We start from the raw sequence: 14396 nt of genomic DNA, 5'->3' as shown, positions 1-14396 counted from the left end.
TCGTGCCGGGCTTCGAGGACTTCAACGACAAGGTGGCACGCCCCGGCGGCTTCGCCCTGCCGCACGCCCCGCGCGACGAGCGGCGCTTCCCGACCGCCACGGGCAGGGCCAACTTCACCGCGGCCGGACGACGCCCGAGCAGGGCGACGGCTGCCTGCGCCGCCAGCCAGCCACGCCGGTCACCCGCGGGGAGCAGGGCCGCCGCCGCGGGCAGCCATACGAAGAACGGCAGCCAGATGCGCTCCGTCTCGGCCTTGCTCATCCCCGACAGGTCGGCCACGAGCAGGGCCAGCAGCACCGCGGTGACCATGACGACCGTGCCGCGCACCGCCGCCGTCACGCGCGCGCCGCCTCCGTCCCGGGCACGCCACCGGTCCCGGACGGCCCGCGGAGCCACGGCCTGCGCCCGGCACAGCCCCGCGACGGCGGCCGGTCCGGCCGCCGTCGCGGCATTGGCCAGGTTGGCCCAGATCCAGTACCAGTAGGGCCGTTCCCTGGCGACGCCCTGGTAGTAGCGCTCCACCAGCAGGTCGTACGCCTCCCACCAGTTGAAGCCGGCGGCGGTGAACGCACCGGCCACCGCCGCCACGCCCACGAACGCGGGCACGAGCGGCCGCGCGGTGCGGGTGAGGAGCAGGACCGCGGCCGCCGGAATCACCATCAGGGTGAGCCCGTACGAAAGATAGAAGGTCCATCCGAACAGCAGTCCCGAAGCCAGTGCCACCGGGGCGGACCGCCGGACGGAGCGGGTGGCCGCGAGGGCGAGAAGGGCGACGGCCCAGGCGGCGACCGCGGCGAAGTAGCCGTCGGCCGAGGCCCCCGCCCAGACGGCGGCCGGAAGCAGCACCAGGAACGGCGCGGCGGTCCTTGCCGCCCGTTCGGAGCCCAGTGCCTTCAGCGTCACCGGTACGGCCGCGACCGCGGAAGCGCCGGCGGTGATGCAGAACGCCCCGGCCCAGCCCCCGCCGCCCAGCCCTACCCGGTCGAGCCCGACGAAGGTCAGGACCGCCGCGGGCGGGTGGCCGGCGACGTGCGCGGGCCAGTTGTCCGGCGTGTCCAGCAGGATGTGGCCCGTGTAGCCGCGCAGCGCGGCGCCGATGTCGTCGAACCGGTCGATCACCCGGAGGTATTCGTGCCGGTTCGTGAGCCGTTCGGCGACGCCCCGCTGCCACCCGTCGATCAGGGCGAGGGACCAGGTCCAGGCCGCTGCCGCGCCCCACGACGCCCAGAGCAGCTGCCGCCATCCCATGCGCGCGGCCAGGCCGGGCCCGTAGACGACCACGGCGACGGCGACCGCGAGGGCCGCGGGTGTGCCGGGGCCGGCGTGCGGCATCCAGAATCCCACCAGGGGCGGCCAGTCGACGTGCAGCGACCCGTCGGCCCGCTGGACGGCGGTTCCGACGACGGCCGCGGCGACGAGGAGGAGCACTCCGCCGAGAGCGGCCGCCAGGTCCCGGCGGCGTCCGTGCCCGGTGGCGGGGTCCGCCAGGGCGGCCGGGCCGGCGTGCGGGCCCGTGGCGGGCCCGGTCTCCGCCGCGGTGTCCGGCTCCGTGGCGGGCTCCGTGGCGGGCTCGCCGGACGGGGATGAGATCACCAAGTCATGCACCAGTTCTGTGAGTCGGCAGGTGGACGTGGGAGGCGAGGGAGTACCCCACGGAGTACCCGATGGGATTCTCGGGGCGCCGCGAGTCCCGCCGGAAGAAGCCGCCCCCTTACGGAACCCTGACATCGCGGCCGGACGTCACGCCCGGCCGCTCGTGAACGCCGCGTGCGGAACCGGCCCGGCAGCCCTTCCGCCGGACGTCACGGCCCACCGTGGGCAGGGGCGTGGCGGTGAGCGCCACGGGCCCCGCCCTGGCCTAGGTTTACGCGGAGCCGCTCACACCGGGCGGTGTCCGTCCCGCCGGGCGCCGTCGAGCCGGACGACGCGGCCGCACCAGGTACGACGGCGAGAGGACCCATCCGCATGCCCGGGCCCGGAGATCCCGCCGAGCGCGGGGGTCCCGACGAGGTCGTCCGGCGTACCGGCCCGTTCGCCACCCGCAGGAGCTGGCACCTGGCCGACGGCGGCAGCGCCGTATGGGAATCACGCCAGGCGCGCAGGCGCGGGACGCTCACCGTCCGGCCGGCGGACGGGACCGGGGCGAGCACCCGAAGGGCGGACGAGACGGCCCTGCGCCGCCTGCGCCTGCTCAACACCGTCGCCGCGGTCGCCTTCACCGTCGGCGGAGGCATGTTCACCCTGGGCGCCGCCCTCGCCCTGTCCGAGCGCGGCGGCACGGCCGGCAGCGCCTCGGTCTACTTCGCGGGCGGCCTGTTCTTCAACACCGGCGGATACGCCTCCCTCCTCCAGGAGATCAACGCGCCGCGCCACCGCACCGGCAGAGCGTCGCTGGCGGTCCCCCCGTGGCGCTGGTGGAGCTACGAACCGGACCGGATCGGCTGGCTCAGCACCTTCACGCTGTTCGCCGGAACCCTCGTGTTCGGCGTGAACCTGCTGAACTCCTTTCTGACCGGCCTGTCGGCGCAGCAGGCGGACCGGTTGATCTGGGCGCCCGACATGATCGGGTGCCCCCTGTTCCTCATTTCCGGGGCACTCGGTCTCGCCGAGGTGTGCCACGGCCGGCCGTGGCTGCGCCCGCGCAGCCTGGGCTGGTGGATCGTGGCGGTCAACGAGTCCGGCTCCGTCCTCTTCCTCGTCGCGGCCCTCGCGGCCTTCACCCGCCCCGCGACGGGCAGCCCCGTCAACGCCGTCGTCGCCGACTGGGGGACGCTGACCGGCGCGCTGTGCTTCTCCCTGGGGGGCGTCCTCCAGGCCTTGGAACGTCCCTGACCGCCCCGCGCGCCACGAGCCTCCCGGGGGGCGTCGTCGTGGGACCGAGGGCGTGCGTGGTCCGGGAGACGGCCGGACGGGTGACGCACCGGCGTGCATACACTCACGGGATGATCGGATCGCCTTCCTTACCCGTGCCGACGGTCTTCGAGTTCGACCGGCCGGTCAGTCGGCCCCCCGCCGGGGACGCCCCCTCCCTGTGGACCGTGGACGCCGTCGGCCAGCGGGCCGGTGCGGAACGGCTCGCGCCCGCCGTCCTCGACGCCGGGGAACTCGCCCGGGCCGGGAGCTTCCACCGTGACGAGGACCGCCGCTGCTACGTCGCCGCCCATGTGGCACTCCGCGTGCTGCTCGGCGATCACCTCGGAGTGGCCGCCGCACGCGTCCCCCTGGTGCGCGAGCCGTGCCCCAACTGCGGTGGCCCGCACGGCAGGCCCGCGGTGGACGGCAACGGGGTGCACTTCTCCCTCTCGCACGCCGCCGATCTCGCCCTGCTCGCGGTCGCCGGCACGGCCGTGGGCGTGGACGTGGAGCGGATCGCCGCGCCGCGGACCGTCGCGGAAGTCTCGGCATCCCTGCACCCGACGGAGATCGCGGAACTCGACGCCCTGCCCGAGTCCGAGCGCCCGGCCGCCTTCACCCGCGCCTGGGCACGCAAGGAGTCGTACCTGAAAGGCATAGGGACCGGCTTGTCACGGAGCCTCGCGCTGGACTACGTGGGCACCGGCCCGCTGCCCGCGCCCGGCCCCGGTGGCTGGATCATCACCGATGTCGCCGTGCCCGAGGGGTACGCGGCGGCGGTCGCCGTCCCGGGTCCCCGGCGTTAGCGGCCGCGGAGTCGGGAACGGATCGTCCCCCGAGGCGCTGCCGAGCCGCCGGGCGGACTTCTCGTGCGGCCCGGCAGGGTCCCCGACGGGTAGCGATACGCACCAATATGCCCACGTATGAGGCGAGTGAGAGGATTCAAGTACGTGAGCAGGGTGCGCGCAGGCGCGCGCCCGCACCGACACAGGACAGGCAGGCCAGCTCATGCCGAAGAAGCCGAAGCCATCCGAGCCCGCCCACGGCGAGGGTCCGAGCCGTCACAAGGGGACCGAGCAGCACGGCTGGGCCCCCGATGTGGACGCGACCCGCCAGCAGGAGAACCCGAGTGCCCACCGCTCCTTCCACCCCGAGGAGCACGCGCCCGGCAAGGGCCCCGGCAGGAAGAAGTCCAAGGAGGAGGAGAAGCCCGTCCCCGGCGACACCGTCAGGAGCGAGAGCGAGAGCGGCGAGGACTACGCCGGCAAGTCCGGCGAGGAGGGCATGCGCGACACCGGCCGCAAGGGCCGCTCGCAGCGTCCCAGCGGCACCAGGGACGCCTCGGCGTACACCGGCGTGGACCCCCAGGATCCCTCTTCCAAGGGCCGCCGCGGGTAACGGCCCACCCGGTCGCGGTGGCCCGGCCGACCGCCGGGTCCCGGCACGGCCGTGGCGCCGCGGTCCCCGGCCGTGAGGGCCGGGGACCGCGCGCCCGGCCTCAGCAGATCCGGGGCAGCTGCTCCCCGATCGGCATGTCGACCACCCGTGTGCCGCCCAGTCCGGTACGGGTCACCACCATCCCGGGGTGCTCCGCCACCGCCTCGCCGATCACCGTCGCCCCCGCTCCCCGCGGGTGCGCGCGCATCGCGGCGAGGACCGCGTCGGCGTGCTCGCGCGGGACGAACGCGACGAGCTTGCCCTCGTTGGCCACGTACATCGGATCCAGGCCCAGCACCGCGCACGCGTTGGCCACGCCGGGCGGCACCGGCACGCTCCGCTCCTGGAGCACGACGCCGGTCCCGGAGGCCGCCGCGATCTCGTTGAGCGCGGCGGCCAGGCCGCCGCGGGTGGGATCGCGCAGCACGTGCAGGTCGGGCGTGACGGCGAGCATCGCCTCCACCAGCCCGCCCAGGGCCGCGCAGTCGCTCTCGATCTCCACCCCGAACTCCAGGCCCTCGCGGACGCTCATGACGGCCACGCCGTGGACACCGATGTCGCCGCTGACGATCACGACGTCGCCGGGTACGACGCGCTGCGGGCGGAGGTCGACACCCGCCGGGATCAGTCCGATGCCCGCGGTGTTGATGAACATGCCGTCGCCGTGGCCGGCCTCGACGACCTTGGTGTCGCCGGTCGCCACCTCGACGCCCGCGGCGCGCGCCGCCGCTCCGAGCGCCTCGGCCACGCGCGCGACGACCGGCAGCTCGACGCCCTCCTCCAGGATGAACCCGCAGGACAGGTACGCGGCGCGGGCCCCGCTCATGGCGAGGTCGTTGACGGTGCCGTTGACGGCGAGGTCGCCGATGCTGCCGCCGGGGAAGAACAGCGGGCGCACCACGAAGGAGTCGGTGGAGAAGGCCAGCCGTACCCCGCCCAGGCTGACCGCGGCCGCGTCACCCATTTGCGCCAGCGTCTGTCCGCCGAAGGCGGGGGCGAAGACGTGCCGGACCAGTTCGGCCGACATCGCTCCGCCGCCGCCGTGGCCCATCACCACCCTGGGCTGGTCGCGCAGCGGGGCGGGGCACGTCCACCCCATGAGGTCGGGTGCCTCGGGCACCTCCGGCGCACCGGGTGCACCCGGTGCCTGTGCCACGACGGTGACGGCTTCGCGCGGTGCTCGGGTGGTCTCAGACAACGGGGCTCGCCTCCAGGGACGTCGTGGTGAGGTCCAGCCGCCGGTAGAGGTAGTAGGCGGCGCACGCGCCCTCGCTGGAGACCATGGTGGCGCCCAGAGGGCTACGGGGTGTGCAGGCGGTGCCGAAGGCCTCGCACTCGTGGGGCTTGATGAGCCCCTGGAGGACTTCGCCGCTGCGGCACCGGGCCGGCTCGCGCGTGGCGATGCCGCTCACCGAGAAGCGGTACTCGGCGTCGTACTCCCGGTAGCGCGAGGACAGCCGCCAGCCGCTGTCGGGGATCACGCCGATGCCGCGCCAGGAGCGGTCGGTGACCTCGAAGACGTCCTGGATCATGCGCTGCGCGGCGGGGTTCCCCGCTTCCGTCACAGCGCGGGGGTAGGCGTTGTCCACGGTGTGCTCGCCGCGTTCCAGCTGCCGCACGGTGCGGCGCACCCCTTCGAGGATGTCCAGTGGTTCGAAACCGGTGACCACGATGGGCACCTTGAACCGCTCGGCCAGCTCCGGGTACTCACCGGTGCCCATCACGCTGCACACGTGTCCGGCGGCGAGGAAGCCCTGCACGCGGCAGCTCGGCGACCGCATGATCGCCTCGATCGCCGGCGGGACCCGCACGTGCGAGACGAGCAGGCTGAAGTTCCGGATCCCCAGCCTGCGTGCCTGATACACCGTCATGGCGTTGGGCGGGGCGGTGGTCTCGAAGCCGATGCCGAAGAAGACGACCTCGCGGTCCGGGTTCTGCCGGGCGATCCGCAGCGCGTCCAGGGGCGAGTACACCACGCGTACGTCGCCGCCCTCGCCGCGGACCTGGAACAGGTCGCGGCCGGTTCCGGGGACCCGCAGCATGTCACCGAAGGAGCAGAAGACGACCTCGGGCCGGGACGCGATCTCCAGCGCCTTGTCGATGACCTCCAGCGGGGTGACGCACACCGGGCAGCCCGGGCCGTGGATCAGCTCCACCTCCTCGGGCAGGAGCTGGTCGATGCCGTGCCTGATGATGGTGTGCGTCTGCCCGCCGCACACCTCCATCAGTGCCCAGGGCCTGGTCACCGTCGCACGGATGTCGTCGAGCAGCCGCCGCGCGAGGTCGGGGTCCTGGAACTCGTCGATGTACTTCACCGCTGCGCCTCCTGCGCTGTGCCGTTGCCGCCGCTACCACCGTTGCCGCCGTGCCCCGGTGCCCCGCCCGCCTCCTGGGCGGCCAGTTCCCACGGATCACCGAACTCCTCCTGGAGCATCCCGAGTTCGGCGAACAGCTCGAGCGTCTGCTTGGCCGAGGCCTCGTCCAGGCGCTGAAGCGCGAACCCCACGTGGACGATGGCGTATTCGCCGACCTCCAGGTCCGGCAGATACTCCAGGCACACCTCCTTGACGACGCCGCCGAAGTCGACGTTGGCCATACGTGTGCCGTCCCGTTCCTCGATGTCCAGGACTCTCCCGGGTACCGCCAGGCACATGGGCTTCTCCTCGTTGTGGTGATCCGTTGGGCGTTTCCCGGCCTGCCGGGCCGTGGTGTCAGGCCTCGGCCGCGTGCCCGCCGCCTCCCGCGCGGGCGGCCACCATGAGCTGGCCGAGGGCCAGTCCCCCGTCGTTCGGGGGGACTCGGCGGTGGCGCAGTACGGTGAACCCGTCCTCGCGCAGCACCCGGGCGCAGGCCGAGGAGAGCAGGACGTTGGCGAACACACCGCCGGTCAGGGCGACGGTGTCCGGTCCGTGCCGCTCACGTGCCGCGCCGCAGACGGCGCGGACCATGGCGGCGACCGCCGCGTGGAACCCGGCCGCGACGAGTGACGGGCCCGCGCCCGCGCGCAGGTCCCGGACGGCCGCGGCCAGTACGGGTGCCGGGTCGGCGGTCAGCGGGCCGGTCCCGCCCCGCTCCGGCGGCCGCAGCGTGAACTCGTAGCCGTCGCACGCCGGTCCATCCGCCCCCGGCACAGCTGCCCCGAGTGCCGCCGCCTCGAGTTCGACGGCGGCCTGCGCCTCGTATCCGGCCACTTGGCACACACCCGCCAGGGAGGACACGGCGTCGAACAGCCGGCCCATGCTCGACGTGGGGACGCAGTTCAGGCCGCGCTCCAACTGGCGTTCCAGCAGGCGGCGTTCACCCGGCGGGCAGGCGGCCGCGCAGGGCAGGTCACCGCTCCAGGGGATGCCGGCCGCGCGCAGGTGTGCCAGGGCCATGCGGTATGGCCGGCGCACGGCGGCGTCGCCTCCCGGCAGGGGGACGTAACGCAGGTGCGCGAACCGGGTGCAGCCTTCGTAGTCGGCGAGGAGGAACTCCCCGCCCCATACGGCGCCGTCGTCGCCGTACCCGGTCCCGTCGAACGCGACACCGATGACCTGGTGGGTGCCGTCCAGTCCGTGCTCGGCCATCGCCGCCGCCACGTGCGCGTGATGGTGCTGGACGCCCGTCACCTCACGCCCGCCCGCGTGCCGCCGCGCCCACTGCCCGGAGCGGTAGCCGGGGTGCCGGTCGGTGGCCAGCAATCCCGGACGTACGCCGGTGATGGCCTCCAGTTGCCGCTCGGCATGTTCGAAGGCGTGCTGGGTGGCGAGGTCGTCCATGTCCCCGATGTGCGCGGACAGCCAGGCCCTGCGACCCTCGCCGAGGCAGAAGGTGTTCTTCAGGTCGCCCCCGACGGCGAGGGCGGGCCGTACCGGCACCGGCAGGGTGACCGGCAGCGGGGCGTGGCCCCGCGAGCGCCGCACCACGAGCGGTTCGCCGTCGACGACGCGCACCACGGAGTCGTCGCAGGGCACATGGATGGGGCGGTCGTGGCACAGCCAGCCGTCCGCCAGGTGCGCCAGCCGCTCCAGTGCCTCGGTGTCGTCCGTGACGATCGGCTCGCCCGCCACGTTCCCGCTCGTCATGACGAGCATGCGGGGACCGTCCGGGTCACCGGGCAGGCCGAGCAGCAGGTGGTGCAGGGGCGTGTAGGGCAGCATGACGCCCAGGTCCGGGCTGCCGGGGGCCACGGCGTCCGCCGGCCGCGGCGCGCCGGGCGCGGGCGGGACGCCCGTGAGACGGCGCAGCAGCACGATGGGCCGGACGCCGCCGGTGAGCAGGTGGCGTTCCCCGGGGCCGAGCCGCGCCAGGTGCGCGATGTCGGCGAGGTCACGGACCATCAGCGCGAACGGCTTGTCCCCGCGCGCCTTGCGGCGGCGCAGCAGGGTGACGGCCCGCGTGTTGGTGGCGTCGCAGGCGAGGTGGTAGCCGCCGAGTCCCTTGACGGCGAGGACCGCGCCGCCGGTGAGCAGCGCGCGGGCCTCGGTGACCGGGTCGGCGCCGGTGGACTCCTCCGGCGGCGCGCCCTCCCGGCCGGAGGCGAGGAGGAGACGCAGGCGGGGTCCGCACCCGGGGCAGGCGACCGGCTGCGCGTGGAAGCGCCGGTCGGCCGGGTCGGCGTAATCACGGGCGCAGTCGGGGCACATCGGGAAGCGGGCCATCGTCGTGTTGGCGCGGTCGTACGGGAGGCCGGTGACGATGGTGAAGCGGGGCCCGCAGTGTGTGCAGGTGATGAAGGGGTGGCGGTGGCGCCGGTCGGCGGGGTCTGCCAGTTCGGCGAGGCAGTCGGCGCAGGTGGCCACGTCGGGGGAGACGAGTGTGCGGGCGGGACCCGCCGGCTGCTCGGAGGCCACGATGGTGAAGGCGGTGCCGCCGGCGGCGGGGACGTCCCGGTGCTCGACCGACTCCACCGCGGCGAGGGGCGGGGCCTGGACGGCGACGGCCTCGCAGAACCCGGCCACGGCGGCGGGATCGCCCTCGACCTCGGCGACGACCCCTTCCGCGGTGTTGGTCACCTGGCCGACCAGGCCGAGGCCGGTGGCCAGCCGGTACACGAAGGGCCGGAATCCCACGCCCTGGACGACGCCCCTGACGGTGACCCTGCGCCGCAGGACGGTCCCGGTGCCGGCCGGGTGCGGCGCGGTCGTGCTCACGGGTGGGTGTGGGTGAGCTGTCCGGCCATGACCGGCGTATGGACCGCGGTGCCCTCGGCGGCGGCCAGGGCACGGTCCAGCAGGGCGCCCGTTCCCACTCCGCGGCGTACGGAGGTCAGGACGATCTCCACGCCGGGGTTGACGCGTTCGACATGGGCGCGGAAGGCCGCCTCGTCGAACTCGACGGCCTCCGCCAGGTCGGTCTTGGTGACGACGACGAGGTGGGCCAGGCCGAAGGCGGTGGGGTACTTCAGCGGCTTGTCCTCGCCCTCGGTCACCGAGGCGAGCACGACGCGGAGGGATTCGCCGAGGTCGTAGGAGGCGGGGCAGACGAGGTTGCCGACGTTCTCGACGAAGAGCAGCCGTGTGCCCGGGGGCAGCCAGCCGTCGAGGTGGCCGCCGAGCATTCCGGCTTCCAGGTGGCACAGCCCGTCGGTGAGCACCTGTTTGACGGGCGCTCCGGACCTGGCCAGGCGTACGGCGTCGTTCTCGGTGGCGAGGTCGGCGGTGAGGGCCGCGACGGGCACCCCCCGCTCGCCCGCCAGCAGCAGTTCGCGTTCCAGCAGGGCGGTCTTCCCGCTGCCGGGGCTGGAGAGGAGGTTGACGATCGTGGTTCCGCGGGCGGCCAGCCGGTCGCGCAGGGTCTGCGCGGCCGCGTCGTTCCTGGCCAGTACCGCCTGTTGCAGGTCGACCACACGGCACATGGTTCGGTGCTCCTCGTCAGTTCGGATCGCGGGTGCGGGTGCGTTCGCGCGCCGGGGCGTCGTCCCCGCGCACGCCGACGATCTGCAGCTCGCGGCCCGAGAGCAGCTCGGCGGCCGGTCCGCCGCACACCGGGCAGCACAGGCTCGGTGGCATGCCGACGGCCCATTCGTCCGCGCACGGCGCGCAGCGGGCCCGGGCGGGTACGGGTTCCGTGACCAGTTCCGCGCCTTCCAGGACGGTTCCGGCGCAGGCCAGTTCGAAGCAGAATACGAGGGCGTCGGGGACCACTCCGGCCAGCTCGCCCACCTGGAGCCGTACGGAGGTCACGGCGGTGACGCCCGTGGACCGCGCGGCCTCCTCCACCTGGCCGACGACGGCCATGGCGATGGACATCTCGTGCATCGCTCTCCGTCCTGGCTCAGCCGGTCGCGGTGGGTCGCGGAGGGGCCGGTGTGCTCGGCGTACGTCCCGTGGGGGCGGCCGCGCGGTTGTCCGCGGGCGGCCCGTCGGGCTCCATTACACGCCTGCCCCCGGGGGCCGGCGGGCTTGGCACGCCGACTCCGGGGGCGGTGTACGCCGTTCGGTGCAGCCTGGGGGCCGCAGGCCTGATGGCGTGTCACATCCTGCGCATGCGGAGGTAGCGCCTGATGTCGGGCAGCACCATCTTCACCACGGAGGCGAGGAGGGTGGCGGCGGCCGCGCCGCCGATGACGGACTTCTTCATGGTGTTCTCCTCAGTTGGCGGCCGGGCCGGCCGTGGCCCGCGGCGCCGGCGCTTCCCGCCCGGCGTCCCGCAGGATGTCCTTGATGATGCGCACCGCCCCGGGTACGGCGGCGGCCACCGGCGGGCTCAGCCCGATGCCCTCCTCGACACGGGCGGGCTCGCAGCCCACCACCAGGGTGCGCCGCGGCGGGACACCCCCGGTGCCGGCGCACAGGGTTCCCAGCAGGGCGAGGACGGCGTCGGGGGACATCCGGTGGCCGTCGAGCGGAACACCGCCCTGCGGCCCGGGACCGGCGGGTCCGGCACCGGCGTGTGCGGCATCGGCGGGTTTCCCGGGGCCGGCGCTTCCGGAGCCCGCGGCCCGGCCGCCGCGGGGTTCCGGGTCTCCCGCCGGGCCGCCGGCGGGGAGGTCGGCGGTGGCGTCGGCCTCGATCACGTACAGCGTCCCCGGGGCGCCGCCGCGCGCGGTGGCGTCGACGAGGACGAGCGTGTCGTACCCGTCGAGGAGCTGGTAGGCGAGGTGGACGCCGCGGATGCCGATGTCCGCCACCTCGGCGTGGCCGGGCAGCGGCTCCGCGGCGAGGGCGCGCACCGCCTCGACGCCGAAGCCGTCGTCGCCGAGGAAGATGTTGCCGACGCCCGCGACGAGCGTCCGGGGGCCGGGGCCGTCGTGCGCGGGCCGGTTCACGCGTCCTCCAGGGGGGCGACCTCGTCGGGCTGGAAGTACAGGAACCGTCCCTGTTCGCGGCGGATCTCCGCGCCCGGGTCGCCGTCGACGGTGACGGCCAGGTGCACTCCGCCGTCGACGTCGTGCAGGACCGCCTCGACCTGGGCGGTGCGGCCCTGGAGGAACAGGTCCTGGGCGTCGCTGCGGCGCCGCCCGGGGCGCAGGACCACGCGGCTGCCCGCGCCGACCGGGCGGCCGCCGACCAGGACCCGGTCGCGCGCGGGGTCCACGCGGTCGTCGCTCTCCGGGTCCCACCACGGGGTGGCGGGACGTTCGACGCCGTCTGAGCCGGTGGCGTCGAGGAGATCCCAGCCGCCGGAGGCGTCGAGAAGGTCCCGGCCGCCGGGGGAAGGTGCGGCGGCCGGGGGCGGTTCCGTGACCTCCCGCAGGGCGCGTACGGCGCCGTGCAGGCGGTCCAGGACTTCGGGGGGCATCGAGTCGGCGAGGTCGATCACGGCCGCGGCCCGGTCGTCGGTTCCGCGGGCCTCGCGCTTCTCCTCTTCGGTGAGCGCGGCGGTGCGCAGGGCGAGGATCTCGTCGATCTCGGTGGCGTCGTAGAGCGCGCCCGGACTCTCGGGGGCGATGGCCGGGTGGTCCTCCAGGATGATCGGGGAGGACAGCACCAGGTCCGCGCGGCCGGGTTCGCCCGCGAGGACCGGCCAGGTGTGGAGGTTGCGGCAGACCGCGACCGCGTCCTTGGCCCATTCCGGCGGGTCGGTCATGGACAGGAAGGAGCCCGCACTGAGGCAGAGCAGGAGGTGGGTGGCGACCAGGGACCGGGGCAGTGCGGCGTCGCGGTCGGTGCCGGCGTCGCCGTCCGGGCTCCAGGTACTGGTGTTCTCGACGACGGCGGTCAGCCGCATGGTCCGGTAGGGCCCGGCGAGTTCCCGCGCGGACAGCCGCACGGTGCCGGTGACCTCCTCGCAGCGGCGCACCAGCCGGCCCACGGGTCTGCCGTCCCCGTCGGATACGGCTTCGGTCTCCTCGCGCGCCGGGCGGGTGAAGGGCACGGTGACGCCGTCCCCCGCCAGCTCCGCCACCGGCGCGACCACTTCGACGCGCTCCTCGACGCCCTCGTCCCAGGGGACCAGGACGCGGTCGTCGAGGGGCAGTTCGGGCACGGTCTCGTACCCGCCGCCGGAGCGCAGCCTCTGGACCGTGCGCCGCCGCGCGTGGAGGAAGCGCAGCTCGACGGAGAGCGTCGCGCCCGCCCTGGGCTCCATCAGGCACTCGGTGTGCTGGAATTCGTGCTCCTCGCGGTCCGCGCCCCAGGCGGGCGGCACGAGGACGCCGAACTGCCAGCGCAGCCGGTTCTTGGCGGCCGACGCGCGGTAGGGGTAGAGCACGTAGCCCTCGAACAGCACGGCGTCGGCGACCTGCCGGGCGACGGCGAACCGGGACTCCGTCTCGGAGGTGAACACGGCTGTGGTCACGGCGCCATCCTCTCCGCGGCGCGGCGCAGCAGCGCCGCACCGGACGGCGGGCGGTCGGCCGCCGGTACGGGCGGTACGGCGGATACGGGCGGTGCGGGTTCGGCCGCGTCCAGCAGCGTCCGGACGGTGGCCTCCCAGGACGCGAGGGCGTGGCGCGAGCGGAAGCCCAGCAGGGCGTCCATGGTGGCGCGGGGCAGCCGGATCCAGCCGCAGCCGGGGAAGTGCTGGTCGACCATCTCCCGCCACACCTCCACCGGCATGCGGAAGGTGGTTTCGCGGTCCCAGGGCACCGGTTCGACGCGGAAACCCGCCTCGCCTGCGAACACCGTGCCGGAGAACAGCATCAGCAGCGGTACGTGGCCGTTGTGCAGGGCGTCGAAGTAGCGCGTGGCGGCGATGTCGAGGTCGTAGGTGCAGGGCACCACCAGGTCCACCTCGGTCTGGCCGGTGAAGCCGGGGACCATCAGGGGGACTTCGGCGAACTGCACGGGCTGGAGTGTGGTGCCCCAGCGTGAGCGCTCGCCGAACAGGTCGGCGAGGGCGTCGGCCTCCCTGGGCTCGTAGCCTCGTCCGGCGGGCTCGATGCGGATCTGGCAGCGCAGCGCGAGGGCGTGGACACGCTCCCCTCCGGCGTCGGTGACGCGCAGCCGGAAGACGAGGGTGGGCCCGGCGGCGTACTGGTCGGCCCGTACGCCGGTACAGCTGAAGGAGAGTTCCGTCACGGCCGGTCCTCCCCCGGTGCGCCCGGTGCCTCCGGTGCGCCCTGAGCGGGCCTGGCGCGTCGGCGTACCTCGTCGAAGAACGCGTCCAGGTCGGCCCTGGCCTCGGCGCCGCCGTCGAAGCCCTGCCACCTCAGGCGCATCCGGCCCACGAGCGCGTAGCAGATGTCGATGGGCACCAGGTAGCACTCGGTGCGGCCCTGCGAGCGGCGCAGCAGCAGTGCCTCGACGTCCGGTTCGAGGAGTCGCGCCAGCCGGCCGGTGCCGAGGACCGACTGCCAGGTGTCGGCGGCGAGTTCGCTCTCGGTGGCGCCGGCCGGGCTCGGGTAGAGCGCGACCAGCCGGTCCAGTGCGGCGTTGCGGAAGAAGAAGGCGACACCGACGGGGATCTGGAGCCGTTCCCAGGCGGTGTCGTCGAGTCGGTGGCCCGGGTCGGCCAGGTAGCGGCCGGGCACCGAGCGGAAGCGTCCCCGGGCGGCGCCCGGCCGCTCGAAGAGGAAGGCGCAGGAGGTGCACGCGCAGGCCAGGGCGCGCTTCTCGGTGTCGACCAGGTGGCGGTGACCGTCCTCGGGGACCACCACCCCGCACAGTTCACACCTCTCCGGCTCCCGCTGACGCAGTGTCACGAAACGCCGGAGGCCGCGCGGTGCCCGGGGCTGCGG

14 protein-coding genes and 1 pseudogene are annotated in these 14396 nt (G+C 74.5%); 3 read left to right on the top strand and 12 right to left on the bottom strand.

What is annotated here, in order from left to right; all coding sequences use genetic code 11:
* Nucleotides 1–136: 136 nt before the first annotated feature.
* Nucleotides 137–1591: pseudogene (locus GUY61_RS23415) on the bottom strand (hypothetical protein); the annotation flags it as partial.
* 375 nt (nucleotides 1592–1966) lie between these two features.
* Here GUY61_RS23415 and GUY61_RS23410 point away from each other — a divergent pair.
* From GUY61_RS23410 to GUY61_RS23400, 3 genes are all read left to right on the top strand, one after another.
* On the top strand, nucleotides 1967–2833 hold the full coding sequence (locus GUY61_RS23410) for a hypothetical protein (RefSeq protein ID WP_166632204.1): 867 nt from the start codon (nucleotides 1967–1969) through the stop codon (nucleotides 2831–2833).
* A 110-nt stretch (nucleotides 2834–2943) separates the two neighbouring features.
* The gene (locus GUY61_RS23405; RefSeq protein ID WP_166632203.1) at nucleotides 2944–3660 is read left to right on the top strand and encodes a 4'-phosphopantetheinyl transferase superfamily protein; all 717 of its coding nucleotides are present in this window, start codon (nucleotides 2944–2946) and stop codon (nucleotides 3658–3660) included.
* A gap of 202 nt (nucleotides 3661–3862) precedes the next feature.
* Nucleotides 3863–4252: a hypothetical protein gene (locus tag GUY61_RS23400; RefSeq protein ID WP_166632202.1), complete on the top strand. Its 390-nt coding sequence runs from the start codon at nucleotides 3863–3865 to the stop codon at nucleotides 4250–4252.
* A gap of 100 nt (nucleotides 4253–4352) precedes the next feature.
* Here the strand turns inward: GUY61_RS23400 and hypE are convergent, their stop codons facing one another.
* The 11 genes from hypE to GUY61_RS23350 form a co-directional block, all read right to left on the bottom strand.
* A complete protein-coding gene (hypE, locus tag GUY61_RS23395) occupies nucleotides 4353–5390 on the bottom strand; it encodes a hydrogenase expression/formation protein HypE (protein WP_166632205.1) in 1038 nt (345 codons plus the stop codon).
* A gap of 91 nt (nucleotides 5391–5481) precedes the next feature.
* Entirely contained in the window at nucleotides 5482–6606 is a 1125-nt protein-coding gene (hypD, locus tag GUY61_RS23390) for a hydrogenase formation protein HypD (RefSeq protein ID WP_166632201.1), read from the bottom strand.
* Nucleotides 6603–6944, bottom strand: a complete 342-nt coding sequence (locus GUY61_RS23385) for a HypC/HybG/HupF family hydrogenase formation chaperone (RefSeq protein ID WP_166632200.1) — start codon at nucleotides 6942–6944, stop codon at nucleotides 6603–6605. The genes hypD and GUY61_RS23385 overlap by 4 nt, the downstream gene beginning before the upstream one ends.
* 58 nt (nucleotides 6945–7002) lie before the next feature.
* On the bottom strand, nucleotides 7003–9426 hold the full coding sequence (hypF, locus tag GUY61_RS23380; RefSeq protein ID WP_166632199.1) for a carbamoyltransferase HypF: 2424 nt from the start codon (nucleotides 9424–9426) through the stop codon (nucleotides 7003–7005).
* Nucleotides 9423–10130 carry a hydrogenase nickel incorporation protein HypB gene (gene hypB / locus GUY61_RS23375; protein ID WP_166632198.1) on the bottom strand — a complete coding sequence of 236 codons (708 nt, stop codon included), beginning with the start codon at nucleotides 10128–10130 and terminating at the stop codon, nucleotides 9423–9425. The genes hypF and hypB overlap by 4 nt, the downstream gene beginning before the upstream one ends.
* 16 nt (nucleotides 10131–10146) lie before the next feature.
* Nucleotides 10147–10533, bottom strand: a complete 387-nt coding sequence (hypA, locus tag GUY61_RS23370) for a hydrogenase maturation nickel metallochaperone HypA (protein WP_166632197.1) — start codon at nucleotides 10531–10533, stop codon at nucleotides 10147–10149.
* Between the two features lie 214 nt (nucleotides 10534–10747).
* Nucleotides 10748–10855 carry a DUF6893 family small protein gene (locus tag GUY61_RS41910; RefSeq protein WP_398956593.1) on the bottom strand — a complete coding sequence of 36 codons (108 nt, stop codon included), beginning with the start codon at nucleotides 10853–10855 and terminating at the stop codon, nucleotides 10748–10750.
* Between the two features lie 10 nt (nucleotides 10856–10865).
* Nucleotides 10866–11543: a hydrogenase maturation protease gene (locus tag GUY61_RS23365; RefSeq protein WP_166632196.1), complete on the bottom strand. Its 678-nt coding sequence runs from the start codon at nucleotides 11541–11543 to the stop codon at nucleotides 10866–10868.
* The gene (locus GUY61_RS23360) at nucleotides 11540–13015 is read right to left on the bottom strand and encodes a hypothetical protein (RefSeq protein WP_166632195.1); all 1476 of its coding nucleotides are present in this window, start codon (nucleotides 13013–13015) and stop codon (nucleotides 11540–11542) included. The genes GUY61_RS23365 and GUY61_RS23360 overlap by 4 nt, the downstream gene beginning before the upstream one ends.
* On the bottom strand, nucleotides 13012–13737 hold the full coding sequence (locus GUY61_RS23355; RefSeq protein ID WP_166632194.1) for a DUF6084 family protein: 726 nt from the start codon (nucleotides 13735–13737) through the stop codon (nucleotides 13012–13014). The genes GUY61_RS23360 and GUY61_RS23355 overlap by 4 nt, the downstream gene beginning before the upstream one ends.
* Nucleotides 13734–14396: DUF5947 family protein (locus GUY61_RS23350; RefSeq protein ID WP_313896820.1), on the bottom strand; the 663-nt coding region annotated here is incomplete at its 5' end. The genes GUY61_RS23355 and GUY61_RS23350, both read right to left, overlap by 4 nt.

The organism is Streptomyces sp. GC420 (assembly GCF_009916105.1).
Classification (GTDB): domain Bacteria; phylum Actinomycetota; class Actinomycetes; order Streptomycetales; family Streptomycetaceae; genus Streptomyces.
The sequence above is the reverse complement of the archived record's forward strand: the minus strand, read 5'-3'. Positions and strand labels throughout refer to the sequence as shown.

Excerpts from the sequence above, each read along its gene's own strand:
- GUY61_RS23385 (WP_166632200.1), bottom strand. The coding sequence starts at position 6,944 with ATGTGCCTGGCGGTACCCGGGAGAGTCCTGGACATCGAGGAACGGGAC.
- hypE (WP_166632205.1), bottom strand. The coding sequence starts at position 5,390 with ATGGGGTGGACGTGCCCCGCCCCGCTGCGCGACCAGCCCAGGGTGGTG.
- hypA (WP_166632197.1), bottom strand. The coding sequence starts at position 10,533 with ATGCACGAGATGTCCATCGCCATGGCCGTCGTCGGCCAGGTGGAGGAG.
- GUY61_RS23400 (WP_166632202.1), top strand. The coding sequence starts at position 3,863 with ATGCCGAAGAAGCCGAAGCCATCCGAGCCCGCCCACGGCGAGGGTCCG.
- hypB (WP_166632198.1), bottom strand. The coding sequence starts at position 10,130 with ATGTGCCGTGTGGTCGACCTGCAACAGGCGGTACTGGCCAGGAACGAC.
- GUY61_RS23410 (WP_166632204.1), top strand. The coding sequence starts at position 1,967 with ATGCCCGGGCCCGGAGATCCCGCCGAGCGCGGGGGTCCCGACGAGGTC.
- GUY61_RS23405 (WP_166632203.1), top strand. The coding sequence starts at position 2,944 with ATGATCGGATCGCCTTCCTTACCCGTGCCGACGGTCTTCGAGTTCGAC.
- GUY61_RS41910 (WP_398956593.1), bottom strand. The coding sequence starts at position 10,855 with ATGAAGAAGTCCGTCATCGGCGGCGCGGCCGCCGCCACCCTCCTCGCC.